Origin of the sequence: Rasiella sp. SM2506 (genome assembly GCF_050859505.1) — a bacterium.
Taxonomy (GTDB): domain Bacteria; phylum Bacteroidota; class Bacteroidia; order Flavobacteriales; family Flavobacteriaceae; genus Marinirhabdus.
In genome coordinates this window covers 689,923-709,555 of the sequence record NZ_CP193934.1, presented here as the reverse complement: position 1 = coordinate 709,555, position 19,633 = coordinate 689,923, and the positions used below count along the sequence as shown (strand labels likewise).

The 19,633-nt window shown below is 40.1% G+C and carries 7 protein-coding genes; 1 reads left to right on the top strand and 6 read right to left on the bottom strand.

The genetic code is table 11. From position 1 onward, the window contains the following. Positions 1 to 89 precede the first annotated feature (89 nt). From ACQ2HF_RS03300 to ACQ2HF_RS03275, 6 genes are all read right to left on the bottom strand, one after another. Entirely contained in the window at positions 90 to 5,627 is a 5,538-nt protein-coding gene (locus ACQ2HF_RS03300) for an HYR domain-containing protein (protein ID WP_432412098.1), read from the bottom strand. 201 nt (positions 5,628 to 5,828) lie between these two features. Next, positions 5,829 to 11,321 (bottom strand): HYR domain-containing protein, encoded by a 5,493-nt coding sequence (locus ACQ2HF_RS03295; protein WP_432412097.1) that lies wholly within the window; start codon positions 11,319 to 11,321, stop codon positions 5,829 to 5,831. A gap of 127 nt (positions 11,322 to 11,448) precedes the next feature. Further along, the gene (locus ACQ2HF_RS03290; RefSeq protein ID WP_432412096.1) at positions 11,449 to 11,649 is read right to left on the bottom strand and encodes a helix-turn-helix transcriptional regulator; all 201 of its coding nucleotides are present in this window, start codon (positions 11,647 to 11,649) and stop codon (positions 11,449 to 11,451) included. Between the two features lie 244 nt (positions 11,650 to 11,893). After that, a complete protein-coding gene (locus tag ACQ2HF_RS03285; RefSeq protein ID WP_432412095.1) occupies positions 11,894 to 13,147 on the bottom strand; it encodes an NAD(P)-binding domain-containing protein in 1,254 nt (417 codons plus the stop codon). Positions 13,148 to 13,212: 65 nt separating this feature from the next. Next, positions 13,213 to 13,839, bottom strand: a complete 627-nt coding sequence (locus ACQ2HF_RS03280) for a response regulator (protein ID WP_432412094.1) — start codon at positions 13,837 to 13,839, stop codon at positions 13,213 to 13,215. Continuing rightward, positions 13,836 to 15,863, bottom strand: a complete 2,028-nt coding sequence (locus ACQ2HF_RS03275) for a tetratricopeptide repeat-containing sensor histidine kinase (RefSeq protein WP_432412093.1) — start codon at positions 15,861 to 15,863, stop codon at positions 13,836 to 13,838. The genes ACQ2HF_RS03280 and ACQ2HF_RS03275 overlap by 4 nt, the downstream gene beginning before the upstream one ends. Before the next feature lie 365 nt (positions 15,864 to 16,228). Here ACQ2HF_RS03275 and ileS point away from each other — a divergent pair, with 365 nt between their 5' ends. Beyond that, positions 16,229 to 19,633, top strand: coding sequence for an isoleucine--tRNA ligase (gene ileS / locus ACQ2HF_RS03270; protein WP_432412092.1), 3,405 nt, complete (start codon positions 16,229 to 16,231; stop codon positions 19,631 to 19,633).

The following is a 19,633-nucleotide window of genomic DNA, read 5'->3' as shown; positions in this document are numbered from 1 at the left end:
CCTTTTCTGCTAAATTATTTATGTAAAAGCCTTCTCCGATGTCTCGAAGAAGGCCAGTCTTAACTAAATTAAATTTCTAGTATTGAAACTTACTCTTTCACCAATTGCTTGATCACTTGACCGGCTTCGGTGTTTATCAATATCATATAAGTGGCACTTGCTAGTTCAGAAACGTCTAATCGTACTTCTGAAGTTGTAGCACTAGCATCAACTTTCTTAATAAGTCTTCCCGTTACATCATAAATACTTACTTCTTTTAATGGGATGTTCTGTGGGTTGCTCAATAGTACAAAGTCTGTTGCTGGGTTAGGATACATCGTCAAACTAGCGCTATCGAAATTATTTTCACCAACACCTAATGGCGCTACTACTTCCAGTTCGAATACATATGAAGCCATGTTACCGAAGTCATCTTCTACACTCAAAGTAATATCGTAGACACCTACGGTAAGAACTGTGCCAACCACTGGGTCTTGAGTTAGGACAATGGCTGCATTGCGTACGCTACAGTTGTCTGTTACCATTACGTTCGTGGTAAAATCTTCCAGGATATATTCTCCGTTTCCATCGGCCATACGTACTTGGTCTTCCGGAAGGCTTCCCTGGTCAAATTGTGGCCCTAGCTCATCTACTACTGTTACGATTGCAGTGCAACTAACAAGGTTTCCGTTTACATCACTGGCAAATACCGTTACAGTAACTGGTATTCCTAAGTCGTCACAACTAAAATCGTCTATGTCCAATCCAGTGGCACTAATACCACAGGCGTCATCTACACTGGCAATTACATCGCTGGCTACAATACTTACCATCCCGTTTGCACCTAGTGGCACTGTGATGTCCTGGCAAACTAAGATAGGTGGCGTATTGTCTACAACCGTTACAATAGCTTCACAGCTGGCACTGTTCCCGTGCGCTTCTGTTACTGTTAGGGTGACACTGTTATCGCCAATTTCGGCACAGGTAAAGGTATCTGGTGTTGCGGAGTAGGTAAATAGTCCTCCACAAGCATCTGTACTACCTCCATCCAATAAGGACGGATCAATTATTACAACACCGGTTGCATCTAATGTTACCGTGATATCCTGACAGACCACTGTTGGTGGTGTTAGGTCTTCCACGGTTACGATGGCAGTACAAGTGGCTGTATTTCCTGCGGTATCTGTTACGGTCAACACCACATTGTTGGTTCCAATATCTGCACAGCTAAAGGTGTTTATGTCTATACTTAAGGTATCCATAGCACAATTATCGGTACTTCCTCCGTCCACATCGGTTGGGAGAATAGTTGCATTTCCTGCAGCGTCCAGTTGTATGGTAATATCCATACATACTGCTGTTGGAGCTTCGTCGTCTACTACGGTGATGGTAAAGCTACAGCTAGTGGTGTTTCCGTTTACATCGGTTGCTGTATATTCTATAACGTTAGAACCTACTGGGAACACGCTACCACTTGGCAATCCTGCTGTTTGTACTAGAGAAGCAATACCACAAGTATCTATTGGGATAGGATCTGCAAAACTTACCGTAGCCCCACAAATGCCTATATCTGTTCCAACGGTGAAGTCTGCTGGACAGTTCATCAAGGGATCTATAGTGTCTTGCACCGTTACTATGGCCACACAAGAACTTGAGTTTCCGTTTACGTCGGTAACGGTTAGGGTTACATTGTTTGGTCCTACGTCTGCACAAGTGAAATCAGTTTTATCGATGGATGTATTTGCTATTCCGCAGGTATCTGTCGATCCATTATCAATATCGGCTACTGTGATACTTGCATTTCCGTTTGCATCCAGTTGTATAGTGAATGGTGCGGCACAATTGGCTATGGGATCTATGTTGTCTACAACAGTTACTACAGCTGTACAATAGCTTGAGTTTCCGTTTACATCGGTTACGGTTAGGATAACATTGTTAGGACCTACATCGGCACAGGTGAAATCGGTTGTATCTATGGATGTACTTGCTATTCCGCAGTTATCAGAAGAACCTCCGTCTACATCGGCAGCTACAATACTTGCATTGCCGTTAGCATCTAATTGAATTGAGATGTCCATACATACCGCAACTGGCGCTACGTTGTCTTCAACAGTTACTATAGCAGTACAAGAACTCATATTTCCATATACGTCGGTTACTGTGAGTGTTACATTATTTGTTCCTACATCGGCACAGGTGAAATCGGTTATATCTATAGTTGTATTTTCGATTCCGCAGGTATCAGAAGAACCTCCATCGATATCTCCTGCAACAATGCTTGCGTTACCATTGGCATCTAATTGTACGGTGATATCTTGGCATATCGCTATTGGAGCTATGTTATCTTCTACTGTTACCGTTGCGGTAGACGTCGCCGTGTTTCCGCTAAGGTCGGTCACTGTTAGTGTTACTATATTTGTTCCCACATGGGTACAGTCGAAAGAATCTATGTCGATTTCCATCGTATCTATAGCGCAGTTGTCTGTGCTTCCACCATCCACATCTGCTGCTGTTATGGCAATGGTGCCAGTTGCATCCAATTGTACGGTGATGTTTTGACCAACTGCCGTTGGGTCTATGCCATCTTCAACAATAACAGTTGCAGTACAGGAGGCTATGTTTCCTGACGCATCTCTAACACTTAACGTAACAGTATTTGTTCCAATATTGGAACAATCAAATAAAGTTTTTGAGAGACTTTTAGAAGTAACAGCGCAGTTGTCTGCACTACTGTTTTCTATATCACTTATTTTTATGGAGGCAGTTCCGTTGGATCCAATAAATATGGTGGTGTTTTTACAAGTAACGGTTGGTAGCATAGCATCTATAACTGTTACAAAAACATTACAAGTAACAACATTACCATAGTTATCTGTTAAAGTAAGTATTACAATATTGTCTCCTCTATTTGCACATGTAAATTCCTCTTTATTTGTTGTCAAGGAAGCGATGCCTCCCGGTACTATAGATCCATTATTGATATCTTCTGCTATAACGGTCGCAATACCTGAAGCGTCCAGTTCTATAATGGTATTCTTACAAATAATGGTAGGAGGGGTATTTATAAAAGTAATAGACAACCGGCTATCTCCAGCGGATGCATTAGACACGGAACCTGCGTCATTACTTACAAAGGCTGAATTTTTAAATGTTATAATAAGACTATCTACGTTATCGGCTTCTTCATGGGCTATTGCAGTTCCATCCAGAGTTAATGTTACATAGTTTCCACTAGAATGTACTGTAAGTACTGGAGTTAAACCAGAAGGTAAATTTGAAATTGAATAATTTGTGTTATAAGCTAGTGTAGCTCCTGCATTTTTAAAAAGTTCTCCCCCGTATAAAGTTATCTTTTGCGACCCTTCAACGATACCGGTATTGGCGCTGGTTTCCTTAAATGTATTTCTATTTAAATCGTATTGATTTATCAGATTTGTTGATGGATCGCTCGTATACATTCTTGTACCTGCCGGATTAAACATAAGGTAATCACCATTTTTATTAACGGTTGGTAAATAAAGCAGTCCTAGAGGTTGTTTCGTTGTTACATCTTCAGGTGTCGTTAATTTGTATCGCTGTACATAGGAAGGAAATTCTAAGGTAAGATTGGTGTCTTGAATAAAATTTAAAAATAATCTTTCTTCATTCCCATCAATAAAAAATCCTGTACCATTTAAAATAGTCGAATCACCTCGATCATAATAGATAGAGCATTTTCTATTTGAAGCGCCTATCTTTAAAATTAGCACATCAAAAGGTTTCAATAGTTTTTGCTGACAAATAAAAATTTTAGATCTGGTTGTCCCTCCAGATGTTCCTCCGGTTCGTTCAATATCAGTATAATATAGTAGTGTCCCGTCATGGTTAAATTGAATTGTTTTACCTCCAAAATTTGCATCAGCTTGTACCCCTTCAAATTGAGCGGTATTAACATCGAAAGGTGTGGTTAACTGAAATTGAACAAGGTTGCTAGAAGCGCTTGAAACAACTAAGGTGCCTCCATCTGGCGACAACGCAATAGAAGCTGCTTGACTTAAATTAGAAAGAACTTGAGATGCAACTTCGGTTCTAGTACTAATATCGAAGGGAACCGATAATTCCCATTGTACTATAACAGAACTAAAACCACTAACGCTATACATTTTAGTGCCATCTGCACTAAAGGTAAAGTGGTTAATATTTGATGCATCTACGGAATTTATTAGCTTGGGACTAGGAGAGAAATTAAAACCATCTCCATATGCCAAACTCGATCCTCTCCTAAAGGTAATAGGCACATTGGTATCTACGTTCGTACTATTAAGAGGTGAGTTGCCAGTATTAAAAGCCACACTTGTAAATGAAATTTTTAAATTATCAATATTATCCTCTCTTTCATGATTGTTGGCAGTATCATCAAATGTTAATATAGCAGACAATCGATCGCTAGCCGTTGTTATTTGCGGATCTAACCCTGCAGGGAGATTATGAATAGTATAATCAATATCCTCAAGTAATACGTTATTGGATCTGATATTAAATTCATTTCCCACAAGATTTATATTCATTTTGCCCTCTACAGAGCCATCGTTACGCTCTTTTTCGTAGAAACTGTCTCCTATTGGCAATTCTAAAACGGCACTTAAAAGAGATTGAAAAACACCACTTGTTAAAATAATATCACTCCGATACGCAATATTAAGCTCTGTCCCATCTTTATTAAAGGCTATGGCATGCGGTTTATCTACATCCAATTCTGAAAGATTGTCAAGAGTAAAGTTAAACCCCATAGAATCCTGAATCGAAACTCCCGATGCTAACGAAAAAGGGGTTTCCAATGAAAACTGATACAACTTGTGGGTAGATCCAAAATCTTGTAAGGCAATTATTTTTGAACCATCATTACTCATCTTGAAACTTACAATGTTACAGATTCCTGTGTTGTAACTTTCTGTTAGAACAGCATTAGTGCCATCTGCCAAAAAGGGCTGTGTTAAGGTATAATGATGTATTTGACTTTGTATACAGTTTCCAGTAGAACCCACATTATTTTCTACTACATATAAATGTTTACCATCATTACTAAACGTAAAATTTTTAGGTGATGTAGGTCCTCCCGGGATGTTTAAGGGAAAAATACTTTCCAACGATGTTAATACATTTGGGGCATAAGGAGTAGGCAGATTAAATGTGTAGAGGATTTTTGCGGGTTTGTTTAGCACATACATTTTTGTACCTTCAGGATTAAAAGCTACTCCAGCATAGGTGTCCTTATTTACTTCATTTGGAAGACTGTAGAATGTCCTATTACTTGCAATTACCGGTTGCATTTTAAAAGGCACATCTAATCGTACTCTCATTATACGCTCTGTAATAGTTGCTACATTATTAAATTCATTACTCCGTTTCACATTAAAAAAAGCAAAAGTTCCATCATTAGAAAATGTCATCCCTGAAACAGAAATATTTTCAATGACTTGGAATGTAATTGGATAGGAATCAGCGGTTAACCTATTTGAATTTGTTGCAATTATTTCATCAGGATTTAAAATGTCAAAGCCATCTCCAAAACTAAGCTCTCCTTGAATTTGACAAAATAATGTTATTGGGAGCAGGAAAATGAATAGATGACATACTTTTAACTTTAAAAGAGTAGCTGTATAAATCATAATTTTTTGGTTGAAAATTTACATAACAAACCTATAGGATAATGAGATCATTAAAAATACGTAGACCTACGTATGTGTTTTTATCTATTTGAAAATCAATATTTTGAAAAAATGTTTTTGAGGTTACGCTTTTTAAAAAAGCCTTCTCCGATTTCTCGAAGAAGGCCAGTCTTAACTAAATTAAATTTCTAGTATTGAAACTTACTCTTTCACCAATTGCTTGATCACTTGACCGGCTTCGGTGTTTATCAATATCATATAAGTGGCACTTGCTAGTTCAGAAACGTCTAATCGTACTTCTGAAGTTGTAGCACTAGCATCAACTTTCTTAATAAGTCTTCCCGTTACATCATAAATACTTACTTCTTTTAATGGGATGTTCTGTGGGTTGCTCAATAGTACAAAGTCTGTTGCTGGGTTAGGATACATCGTCAAACTAGCGCTATCGAAATTATTTTCACCAACACCTAATGGCGCTACTACTTCCAGTTCGAATACATATGAAGCCATGTTACCGAAGTCATCTTCTACACTCAAAGTAATATCGTAGACACCTACGGTAAGAACTGTGCCAACCACTGGGTCTTGAGTTAGGACAATGGCTGCATTGCGTACGCTACAGTTGTCTGTTACCATTACGTTCGTGGTAAAATCTTCCAGGATATATTCTCCGTTTCCATCGGCCATACGTACTTGGTCTTCCGGAAGGCTTCCCTGGTCAAATTGTGGCCCTAGCTCATCTACTACTGTTACGATTGCAGTGCAACTAACAAGGTTTCCGTTTACATCACTGGCAAATACCGTTACAGTAACTGGTATTCCTAAGTCGTCACAACTAAAATCGTCTATGTCCAATCCAGTGGCACTAATACCACAGGCGTCATCTACACTGGCAATTACATCGCTGGCTACAATACTTACCATCCCGTTTGCACCTAGTGGCACTGTGATGTCCTGGCAAACTAAGATAGGTGGCGTATTGTCTACAACCGTTACAATAGCTTCACAGCTGGCACTGTTCCCGTGCGCTTCTGTTACTGTTAGGGTGACACTGTTATCGCCAATTTCGGCACAGGTAAAGGTATCTGGTGTTGCGGAGTAGGTAAATAGTCCTCCACAAGCATCTGTACTACCTCCATCCAATAAGGACGGATCAATTATTACAACACCGGTTGCATCTAATGTTACCGTGATATCCTGACAGACCACTGTTGGTGGTGTTAGGTCTTCCACGGTTACGATGGCAGTACAAGTGGCTGTATTTCCTGCGGTATCTGTTACGGTCAACACCACATTGTTGGTTCCAATATCTGCACAGCTAAAGGTGTTTATGTCTATACTTAAGGTATCCATAGCACAATTATCGGTACTTCCTCCGTCCACATCGGTTGGGAGAATAGTTGCATTTCCTGCAGCGTCCAGTTGTATGGTAATATCCATACATACTGCTGTTGGAGCTTCGTCGTCTACTACGGTGATGGTAAAGCTACAGCTAGTGGTGTTTCCGTTTACATCGGTTGCTGTATATTCTATAACGTTAGAACCTACTGGGAACACGCTACCACTTGGCAATCCTGCTGTTTGTACTAGAGAAGCAATACCACAAGTATCTATTGGGATAGGATCTGCAAAACTTACCGTAGCCCCACAAATGCCTATATCTGTTCCAACGGTGAAGTCTGCTGGACAGTTCATCAAGGGATCTATAGTGTCTTGCACCGTTACTATGGCCACACAAGAACTTGAGTTTCCGTTTACGTCGGTTACGGTTAGGGTTACATTGTTTGGTCCTACGTTAGAACAATCGAAGGTGTCTATATCTACTGAAAGCGAAGCGATTCCGCAGACATCGTTAGAACCTCCGTCTACATCGCTGGCTACAATATTTGCATCGCCGTTCGCATCTAGTTGCACGGTGATATCCATACACACTGCTATTGGGTCTATGTTGTCTTCAACAGTTACTACAGCTGTACAATAGCTTGAGTTTCCGTTTACATCGGTTACGGTTAGGATAACATTGTTAGGACCTACATCGGCACAGGTGAAATCGGTTGTATCTATGGATGTACTCACGGTTCCGCAGGTATCGAAAGAACCTCCGTCTACATCGGCAGCTAGAATACTGGCATCGCCATTGGCATCCAGCTGAATAGTTATATCCTGACAAACCGCTATAGGTGCAACATTGTCTTCAACAGTTACTACTGTGGTACAAGAACTTGAGTTTCCGTTTACATCGGTCACGGTTAAAATAACGTTGTTTGGTCCTACGTTCGAACAATCAAAAGAGTTCACGTCTATGCTTAATGTATCAATTCCGCAGGCATCGGTAGAACCATCATTTATATCGGAGGCTGAAATACTAGCGTTTCCATCAATGTCAAGTTGTACCGTGATGTTTTGACAAAGGGCTGTTGGAGTAATGGTATCTTCAACAGTTACCAAGGCCGTACAAGAACTGCTGTTTCCGTTTACATCTGTTATGGTGAGGGTTACGTTGTTCGACCCCACGTTAGAACAATCAAAGGTGTCTATATCTACTGAAAGCGAAGCGATTTCGCAGGTATCTGTACTTCCACCATCTACATCGGCTGCAACGATGCTTGCATTTCCAGCAGCATCTAATTGAAGGGTGATATCCTGGCAAACAGCCACTGGCGGTAAACTATCTTCAACAGTTACTACTGCTGTACAGGTTGAAGAGTTTCCGTTTACGTCGGTTACGGTTAGGGTTACATTGTTTGGTCCTACGTTAGAACAATCGAAGGAGTCTATATCTACTGAAAGCGAAGCGATTCCGCAGACATCGTTAGAACCTCCGTCTATATCGGCCGCTACAATGCTAGTATTTCCATTAGCGTCTAATTGTATTGTAATATTCTCGCAAACAGCCACTGGTGGTACATTATCTTCAACCGTTACTATGGTAGTACAGGTTGAACTATTTCCATTAGTATCAACAACTACTAATTGAATATTATTTGCACCAATATTTGAACAATTGAAATCTACACGGTTCTGTGGGATTGAATACCGAATCCTTCCATTAAAGATACGGGGTCTAAAATTACTAGCAAAGGGGTATGATTTACCAATCCCTTCGAAAAATTCTAAGTTTGTGTCCGATGCAAAAAGGGCTCCTTCATTGGTTCCAACAGTGTAACCAACGCCTCCCGTACGATTTGTAGTTACATAGAAGGCAACAGTATTTCCTGCGGGGACATGGATTGCTAAATCTAAATTAAGCGGAGTGGGAAGACCTATATTTGATACTCCTGGAATAGTAGCTACTTGCGTCCAGTCTGCAGCATTATTTTCTGATCCAAGATAGCTTCCTGTTTTATAATACACTTCAAAATCTCCAGAGCCACCATTAATTTGTACATCAAAGGAATTAATGATGATATTATTTACAGCCCTTACATCGAACATATTGCCTTGTGAAGCACTTCCACCTGCTAGGGTTGTTTGTAAAAATGTTGGAGCGGATGGGATGGTAGTTATATCTATTCCACAGTTATCTGTTGAACCTCCGTCAATAGCTTCAGCTAAGATACTGGCATCGCCATTGCCATCTAATTGAATTGTAAAGGGTGTCGCGCAACTGGCTATGGGTGCTTCAGTATCTTCAACGATAACATCAAAACTGCAAGTGGCTGTGTTACCAGCAAGATCTGTTGCTGTAAACGTATTGGTTGTGGTTCCTACCGGAAAGGCATTGCCACTTTCTAAGCCTGCTGTTTGTGTTATGGTGACGCGTTCATAACTAATAATTACGACCCCGTTGCCAGAGTTACCATCTACGTCTCCAGTAACACTGGTCTGGTTACTTCCTGCATTAAAGGAGCCACCGCCACCTCCAACGCCTTGACGGTTCGTACTTGAACCACCGCCACCAGAATAACCGCCACCACCAGCTCCTGCAGCATTACCAGAACCAAATCCGCCACCGCCAAAATTTTGACCATTTACGCCACCACCGGCTCCGCCATTTACAAAGGCTTTACCTCCGTTGCCAGTAAATTCTCCATCTGCACCATTGGTCAATAAGCCACCGCCAGCTCCAACACAGACGCCACAGGCGCTCCCTCCATTGCCATTGTCACCGCCTGGACGACCACTTCCTGAAGCCCCGCCAGCAATACCAACCTGACCGTGTCTTGCTGAACCGCCAAACGTATTACCTGAACCGCCACCACCTCCGGCGATCAATAGGGGAGTGTCGTCGGACAAGGTTACAAAAGAACCTCCCCCTCCATTATTACCTGAATTATTATGTTGCCCTACCAGTATCTTGAGCATGTCCCCTGGGGTAACATTAAAATCGCCCGTTAGGATAGCCCCTTTTCCCGCCGTAAGACCCGAAGAAGTGTTATTTCCTCCTTCTGCACCCCGTACCTCAATGCTAATATTAGTGACAAAGGCCGGGATTACAAAATTTTCTATGCTGCCCGTAAAATTGAAGGTTTCGATTGCCGTATTCGCATTGCAGTTATCCATTACTGTTGGTATTGGATAGGTAACTATAGCGCCACAATCACCGGGTTTATTACTTACTGTAATAGCTGCTGGACAAGAAATTACCGGGTCTACATTGTCTTCGACGGTTACGGTTTGCGAGCACGTCGCGGTATTTCCACTAGTATCAGTAGCTGTATATGTTACTATTGTTGTACCTAGAGGAAACGTAGCAGGCGCATTATCTGTAAAAGTAACTCCAGTGCAATCATCGGTCACAGTAGGAGAACCAAGATTGACTCCTGTGGCAATACATGAATTTGCATCTGCAGCTATCATTACATCTGCTGGACAGGTGATTATGGGATCTGTCGTGTCTATAAAACTTCTTGTATATGAAATTGTTACGGAACCGTTACCACTATTCACACCGGGATTAAAGACTTGATTTATTCCATAGTTCCTAGAAGTTCCTGGAAACCCTGGCAATCCGGGAATTTGTCCACCACTTCCTCCGCCGAAACCTCCGCCTCCGCCTCCAGAATCTCCAGCACCACCGCCACCACCATAACCTCCATCAATTGTAGAACCAAAAGGGTTAAGAGCACCTGAAGAGCCTCCGTCTGCGCCTATGATTGCAGCGTGTCCACCAGCATCTACCTGAGAGAAATTAGAACCACCATTAGCATTATTGGTTGCGCCACCTCCAGATGAATTTGGTACTGAACCAGCTAAACCTCCTACAGCAATGTTATTCATTGTTAAAACCATCGAATCTCCAGCATCAGAAAGCGAACCAGCTCCACCACCAGCTCCAGCGGCTAGAAGAAGATTATCATTTATAAAATTAACATATCCAAAATCACCAAAACCTATATATGTTGCTCCACCACCACCGCCGCCTAAAAATTTCATTTCAGCAGGTCCAGGATGATCTTCTCCTCTTCCGCCCACAATAATTTGCAGTTTTACACCAGGCGGTAGGGGAAAGTCACAAATAACGCGGGCTCCTTTTCCTCCTTGTCTCACAGTGCCATTTTGAGTTTCAAAATTACCTCCGCTAGCACCAACAGCTGTTAAAGTAACTGAATTTACGCCATCCGGAACGGTCCAGCTTTGTAAGGATCCTGTATATGAAAAATTTACGGTTTCAGAAGTGACGCATTGTGCATTACTATTCTTTGAGAAACTAAATACGAATATCAGACTAAATAAAAAAGTAATGTTTTTCATAATGAACTTATTATGGGTTAGGAACCGTCATCTTTTTAAATAATTGTATGTGATTGTTCTTGTTGCTTTATTTGCTAAAACTAGAATAAAATATATTTCTAAGAAATACGTAGACCTACGTAGCTGTCTAAATATCAGGGTTTTTCAGGAGATAAAGAAAGAGGGCATTCTGCGAAGTGGGTAGTTTGAGCTTCTTTATAATATTGCTACGATGCTTTTCTATGGTTCTGGTAGAGCAATTCCTTATTCGGGAAATTTCAACAGAGGTAAGGCCCTTTTTAATGAGCTTTAGAATCTCCAATTCGGTATCGCTTATAGTCGTGGGCATGTTTTGCATTATAGAGAATATTTTAGGTTTCCAGAATAGGCTCAAAAGTACAGGTGCTTACACTGCTATAAAATAAGTAGACCTACGTAGCTGGTGAAATTGAAACCGAAACCGAAATCGAAATTGAGATTGAAGAAAAAAGAGCTCAAGAACAAGAGCTCATGTGCAAGATGTCTCCAGTTCTGAAGTGTTTTTTATATGCTAAAGCGCAAATTGAAATACCAATAATTTTTACTCAGTATGATTACAAAAGCAAATTTGCAATAGCTTTTGCATCCTCATCAAAGCCACCAACATTAGCAGAGCTAAGTGTACGTAACCAGGGAAACCCTAACCAGAAAAATCCTGGAATTTTAGTGACACAAGTCTTTGGTAAGTGTGTTGCTCCCAAATCTGCAAGAATTGATGGAATTTTAATCCAACTAAAATCTGCAGTCCATCCGGTAGTCCAGATAACTGTTTGAATATCACACTCTTTTAGATGCAATATTGTAGGGGGTTCATACGCTAATAATTGTGTATTGGGCACCCATTCTAATTCCTGTGTGGGAGGCAAATAATAGTTGTGTTTATTTTCATTTTGAATCCATGCTTCAATTTTTTCTAGTAGCAAATCATACTTTTGTTGTGCAACCGCAATATTTTCCTGGAGATTATTTTTAAAAAATAGATCATCACCATTAGTGTTAATATATGTTAACCCACCAGTTAAATTCACCCCTAATTTATAGAGTGAATAGTAAGAAATTGGATGGTCATTGCCCGTGAAAGCATTTTTGTTATATCTCATTTCTTCAGTAGGTAATGACGTTGTGGGCATCGTGAGCATACGTATTCGATCCATCCAAAAAAACGCGTCCTCACCTCTATAACTCCTAATTGTCCCACCCACGGCAGAGGTTGCCAAATAAACATTCTTACCCGATACAGCTAGCTCTTCGGCAATCTGAATCCCGGATTGACCGCTGCCAACTACCAAAACCGAACCTTTTGTCTGATCTGGATTTTTATAACTCTTAACATCTAATTGTAAAATAGTGGAAGGAAGATTCTTAGAGAAATTGGGGATTTTTATGTTTTGATAAAACCCACACGCAGCAATCACATTACGTGCCCTATAGGATGACTCCACGTTCCCGTTTTCTTTAAACTGAACTAGAAATGTTCCATCTGCGTTTTTAACAACAGCTGTAACGTCACAATATTCTTTAATAGGAAAACTATGTTGTTGAATGGTATGTTCCCACATGGCAATATTTTCACTCAAGGGTATACTGTTTCTATCATCTGGTTGCCCATCGTTTTGACCCGATATGCGTGAATACTTTAAGGGTGTATTTAACTTAAATGAATCCCAGCGATGGTTTTTCCACTGATAAAGAGTTACGTGTTTTTCTAAAACCACGTGCGTTCTATTTTCCTGCTGTAGCGTATAGCTCATACATAGACCCGCGTGTCCAGCACCGATAATAACCGTATCGATCTTAGAAGATGTCATTGAAAATAGCTATGTTTAAAAATATACCCATTAGTATAAAAATGCGCTCCACTATTCACGGTACTTTACTTTTTAAAAAGTTCAGGATGTTTTTGCACCCAAAGTAACAGCCCATTTTGGGTAGGAGGGATCTCTAATTTTTTAATAATGTTACTGCGGTGTTTTTCAACGGTTCGTTTGGAGATAAACAGCTCATCGGCAATTTGGGAGGAGGAAAAGTTTTTAGCCAGATACCGTAGAATCTTAGCTTCGGCTACCGTCAAGTCCGTAAGCTTTTCAGAGTCGGTTGAAAAATGAATCCCGGATTCAATTTTTTTGCTCACAAAAGTTTTACCAGATACTACTGCCTTAATACAATCCTCAATTTCCTGTAGCGCATCCTCCTTTAAAATATACCCACTTATGGTGTTACCTACCTCTTGAAAGATGGCTTCTTGCTTGAACAGGGTGAGAATAATGATTTTCACCTGCAAACCTTTTTGCTGGCATTGGGCAGCAATCTCAAGGCCATTTAATTTGGGCATGTCAAAATCCAGAATCGCAATGTCTGGGTTGTGTTTTACAATCTCGTTATAGGCATCATTCCCATCCAGTGCGGTGCCTAAAACTGTATATCGTTTACTTTCAAGAAACGCTTTGGTTCCTGTTAAAAGAATAGGGTGGTCGTCTGCAATTACTATCGTTGGATTCATTTTTTAGGGACTTTAATAATGCTAGTGGTTCCTTTGCCGGGTTGTGAGTCTATGGTGAATGACGCGTCTATAAACTGCGCTCTTTCATGGAGTGTTTTCATTCCAAGGCCATCAAAATCAGTAGTGTTTTTGGGAATGGTAAATCCTTTGCCATTGTCTTTTAACTGAAACACTAAAAATTTACCAGTGTTGGTAACCGAAAGATTACAGGCGGTAGCATCGGCATGTTTTTCAACATTGGTCAAACATTCTTGCAACATCCTGAAGACGTAGATTTCTTTTTCCTTCGGAATATTTCCATCTTCAGTATCGATGTCTTCAGAATAAAACACATTCGAGTTTTTCTGAAAGGTTTCCACCATATTTTTAAGGGATTTCATCAATCTTAATTTTTCAAACTGAAAGGGATGCAAATTATGCGACATTTCGCGTACTTCCTTAATAGTTTCTCGTACCAGATTTATTTCATCTTCGGCTTCATCTTCCTTTCCTATGTACGCATTCTTAATCATCAGGAGTTTTTGTCCTATGCTATCGTGAAGCTCACCAGCTATTCGGGCACGTTCGTTTTCCTGCGTTTTTAAAATGTCTTTTGTAAAGTTTTCTTGAAGCTTCTGCCTTCTTCTAGCCGAATTTCTAGCACGAGCCAAAACAATAGCGCCAAAAATTCCAAGAAGTGCAACAATTCCAATAATATACCATTGTGAACGAACTTTTTCTTTTTCGTTTAAGAGCGCAATATCGCTTTTCTGGGCTTGAATTTTAAGATCTCTTTTTTCGGTTTCGTATATGGTTTGATAGTACGATAATACCCTTACTTTTTGAGCACTTTCAATGGAGTCTTTAATATTTGAATACCGAATGTAGTGATCAAAAGCTTGGTCCTTATTTCCTATAGTTGTGTATACTTTTGCCAGAAATTTTTCAGCTGTTTGTATTTCTTCATATTGATTTCCTTGGCGTTTAAGCTCCAGGTATTCGGTGCCGTACGCTATCGCATTCGTATACTCTTTTTTGGCGAATGCTACATTTTTTATGGCATCCAGATAAAATTCCTTGTAAGGCCCGGTAGTGTTTTTTTCTCTATCTACGTACAATTCATCCAGGTAAAATTGCGCTTTTTGCAGGCTGTCATTTTCGGCATAGGCGGCAATGATTCCTGTAAGCATAATGGGTTCGTAATAGCCTTTGTAATCAGATTTTCTTGAGGCGTCCAGCGAGAGCTTTAAAGATGCGATCCTGTCGGCTTCACGATTCATTTTATGATAATCTGCTGCGGCATTGTAATAGACAGCAGGGAGTGTATTGTAAAAGCCACCGGCGATTTCGGACGCAATTACTTCGTTTCTTTCGGCTTCGGCTTCTTCGTAAAATCCGTTTTTACTGTATAAAATAGACAAGGAGTTTTTAGCTTCAACAATGCTGGTAGAATCTTGCTTTGTTGCAAAGAATTTTATAGCATCTTGTAGCGCTAAAGAGGCATTGCCAAAGTCACCCATGTCTGTATACACCTGGCCCTTCCCCATTTTTGAAAGTCCAATAAAGCGATTGTTCTGTGCTTTTTCTGCATAGATAAACGTACTGTCATAGTGTTGAAGAGACTTTTCATATTCACCTAAATAAAAGTAAGTGTTTCCTCCTTCATAGAAATATTTACATAATACGTTTGGATCATCTACGTTGCCACTATTCTCAAGTGCTTTTAGAAAGACTTGTTTAGCCTTTAAAGGAGTTCCTTCTATAGCATTTAAATAATATATTTGATTGGCCACCTGCCAAGTCGCAATATTGAATGAGTCTAACTTTATAGCATATGCAATGGTTGCTCTTACAATGGAATCATTCTCAAAATTGGTGTCGTAAGCGATGTAATTAGACAGGCTGTCCATCCATTTTAATCGTTCCGTATTTTCGGTCTGGCGGATTTTAGATTTTAGTTCCTCAATAAGTTGGTCTGTATCTTCTTCCTGAGAAAAGGCGATGGGGAAAGAAATGTAAATAATGAACAGTAGTAGTTTTTTCATAAATAGGTAAAATAACATGAGATCGTTTACCCATCAGCATATATATTTTCTTCAAAACGAATTCATTGTAAATCTATTGAAATTTTAACAAATAGGAAATACGTATCTATACGTATATATCTTACGAGCATCCCGAAAGATTTTACCACCCTATTTTAATCGAAATAGTATTCAAAATGAAATTGTAAATACACATTGATAAGTGAAGTAAACAGACTGTCTATTTTTCCTTCAAAATTCATTAAATTCGCAACCTTAAAACACTACAGTAACTATTAATTATTTCTGGATACTTTATAATAGACGGAGATTAAAAAGATACCCGCCGAAGTTTATAGTGAGCGGAGTCGAAATACAGAACAAGTATGGCAACTAAATTTAAAGAATACAAAGGCTTAGACCTTCCTAAACTAGGCGAGGACGTACTCGATTTTTGGAAACGTGAAAACATTTTCGAGGAGAGTATTGCCATACGTAAAGATGCCAAACCTTTTGTGTTTTTTGAAGGCCCACCTAGTGCCAATGGCCTTCCGGGAATCCACCACGTAATGGCGCGTGCCATTAAAGATATTTTTTGTCGTTACAAAACCCAAAAAGGTTTTAAAGTAGACCGTAAAGCAGGTTGGGATACACACGGCTTGCCAATTGAGCTGGGTGTTGAAAAAGAATTAGGAATTACGAAAGAAGATATCGGGAAGAAAATCTCCGTGGAAGCCTACAACGACGCCTGCCGAAAAGCAGTAATGCGCTATACCGATGTATGGAATAAAGTAACCGAAGAATATGGCTACTGGGTAGATATGGAAGATCCGTATGTTACTTACAAACCAAAATACATGGAAACGGTTTGGTGGTTGCTCAAGCAAATTTATAACAAGGATTTGCTGTATAAAGGGTATACTATTCAGCCTTATTCTCCAAAAGCGGGAACAGGATTGAGCTCGCACGAGCTAAACCAGCCAGGCACCTACCAGGATGTGACAGATACAACGGTGGTGGCACAATTTAAAGCCGTCCCGGATACGTTGCCAGATTTCTTGGCCGAAGTATCTAATACAATTTACTTTCTGGCGTGGACCACGACGCCTTGGACGCTTCCAAGTAATACGGCTTTGACCGTGGGAGCTAAGATTGAGTATGTATTGGTAAGTACCTACAACGAGTATACGTTTCAACCTATAAATGTGGTATTGGCGAAGAACTTGGTTGGCAAACAATTTGGTGGAAAATATACCGAAACCGAAAACGATGAGGTTATAAAAGCATATAAGCAAGGGGATAGTAAAATACCCTTTAAAATTATTACCGAATGTAAAGGAGCAGATTTACTTGAAATTAGATACGAGCAGTTGCTAGACTACGCACAGCCGAATGACAATCCAGAAAACGCTTTTAGAATCATCGCAGGAGATTTTGTGACTACCGAAGACGGTACAGGCATTGTACATACCGCCCCTACTTTTGGTGCAGACGATGCGCTGGCAGCCAAACAAGCCGTGCCAGAAGTGCCGCCTTTGTTGGTGAAAGATGAAAACGGAAACCTAGTGCCGTTGGTAGATTTGCAAGGAAAATTCCGTGCAGAGTTGGGCGATTTGGGTGGAAAATATGTAAAGAACGAATATTATGAGGACGGCGAAGCTCCTGAAAAAAGCGTAGATGTAGAAATTGCCATCAAACTGAAGACCGAAAACAAAGCATTTCACGTGGAGAAATACGTTCACAGTTACCCAAACTGCTGGCGAACCGATAAACCTATTTTATACTATCCGCTAGATTCGTGGTTCATTAAAGTGACCGAGTTTAGAGATAGAATGCACGAATTAAACGAGACCATTAACTGGAAACCAAAAGCAACCGGCGAAGGCCGTTTTGGAAACTGGCTCGCCAATGCGAACGACTGGAACCTAAGCCGTTCTCGCTATTGGGGAATCCCACTACCCTTGTGGCGTTCTGAAGATGGAACCGAAGAAATCGTAATTGGTTCTATTGAAGAATTAAAAGCCGAAATGGCAAAAGCCGTGGAAGCAGGTTTTATGCCGAAGGATATCTATGAAGATTTCAAAGTAGGCGATTTTTCCGAAGAAAACTACGACACGGTAGATCTTCATAAAAATATTGTAGACGATATTGTTTTGGTTTCAGCGAGTGGAAGACCTATGAAGCGGGAAGCCGATTTAATAGACGTTTGGTTTGATAGTGGCTCTATGCCCTATGCACAATGGCATTATCCGTTTGAAAATAAAGAGAAAGTTGAAAACACCTGGCGCAAAGCCGATTTTATAGCTGAAGGGGTAGATCAAACTCGTGGCTGGTTTTACACGCTACACGCTATTGCAACCATGATTTTTGACGATGTTGCCTATAAAAATGTAGTATCTAACGGACTTGTTTTGGACAAAAACGGACAGAAAATGTCTAAGCGTCTTGGGAATGCAGCAGACCCGTTTGAAGTACTAGCAACGTATGGTCCCGATGCTACACGTTGGTATATGATTAGCAATGCCAATCCCTGGGACAACCTAAAGTTTGATCTTGATGGAATAGGAGAGATACGTAATAAGTTTTTCGGAACACTTTACAATACGTATGGATTCTTCAGTTTGTATGCCAATCTGGATGATTTTAAATACGAAGAAGCCGAGATCCCTTCAGAAAAAAGACCAGAAATAGACCGCTGGATCCTTTCAGAATTAAATACCTTAATAAAAGAAGTGGACGAAGCCTTTTCAGACTATGAACCTACAAAGGCCGCTCGTTTTATTTCAAAATTTGTACAGGAAAACCTGAGCAACTGGTTTGTTCGCTTAAGCAGAAGACGATTTTGGAAGGGCGACTATGCCGAAGATAAAATTTCAGCATACCAAACCTTGTACACCTGTTTGGTAACCGTAGCCCAGTTGGGAGCACCTATTGCACCGTTTTTTATGGATAGGTTGTACAAAGATTTAACAAGTGGGGTGGTGAAGGATGCACCACAATCTGTTCATTTAAGTGATTTTCCAAAGGCAGCTATTTCTTTGATAGATAAAACACTGGAACGAAAAATGCAACGTGCTCAAACAATATCGTCTTTGGTATTGTCGTTACGTCAACGAGAGAAGATCAAGGTGCGCCAGCCTTTGCAAAAGATTATGGTGCCCGTCTTGGACGAAGCTACCAAAAAAGAGATTGAAGCTGTAGCCGATTTAATTAAGAGTGAAGTAAATGTAAAAGAAGTGGAGCTAATTGATGAAGCTTCAGGTATTTTGGTAAAACAAATCAAGCCCGATTTCAAAATACTGGGACCACGTTTCGGAAAAGATATGAAAGCGGTAGCGGCTGTCATTCAGCAATTTGGACAAGAGGAGATTGCTATACTGGAAAAAGAGGGCGAATTAACTGTTTTAGTTTCTGAAAAAAATACTACATTGACCCTTGATGATGTGGTTATAAGCTCTCAGGATATTGAAGGTTGGCTTGTTGCTAATGCAGATGGCATAACTGTTGCACTGGATGTAACCATTAGCCCAGCACTTAAAAATGAAGGGATTGCCCGTGAGTTGGTGAACAGAATTCAGAATTTAAGAAAAGATTCGGGTTTTGAAGTGACAGATAAAATAAGTGTAACTTTACAGGAAGACATAACACTTATACCAGCAGTACAAGAAAATATTGAATATATAAAACAGGAAACTCTAACCAAAGAGTTACAATTTGTTCCACAACTAGATACAGGTGTAGAAATTACCTTTGACGACATTGTAACTCGACTAGAAATTAAAAAGAACTGA

Bases quoted from the DNA above. Each gene is read 5' to 3' on its own strand.
- ACQ2HF_RS03295 (WP_432412097.1), bottom strand. From the start codon at position 11,321: ATGAAAAACATTACTTTTTTATTTAGTCTGATATTCGTATTTAGTTTC.
- ACQ2HF_RS03290 (WP_432412096.1), bottom strand. From the start codon at position 11,649: ATGCCCACGACTATAAGCGATACCGAATTGGAGATTCTAAAGCTCATT.
- ACQ2HF_RS03300 (WP_432412098.1), bottom strand. From the start codon at position 5,627: ATGATTTATACAGCTACTCTTTTAAAGTTAAAAGTATGTCATCTATTC.
- ACQ2HF_RS03285 (WP_432412095.1), bottom strand. From the start codon at position 13,147: ATGACATCTTCTAAGATCGATACGGTTATTATCGGTGCTGGACACGCG.
- ACQ2HF_RS03280 (WP_432412094.1), bottom strand. From the start codon at position 13,839: ATGAATCCAACGATAGTAATTGCAGACGACCACCCTATTCTTTTAACA.
- ileS (WP_432412092.1), top strand. From the start codon at position 16,229: ATGGCAACTAAATTTAAAGAATACAAAGGCTTAGACCTTCCTAAACTA.
- ACQ2HF_RS03275 (WP_432412093.1), bottom strand. From the start codon at position 15,863: ATGAAAAAACTACTACTGTTCATTATTTACATTTCTTTCCCCATCGCC.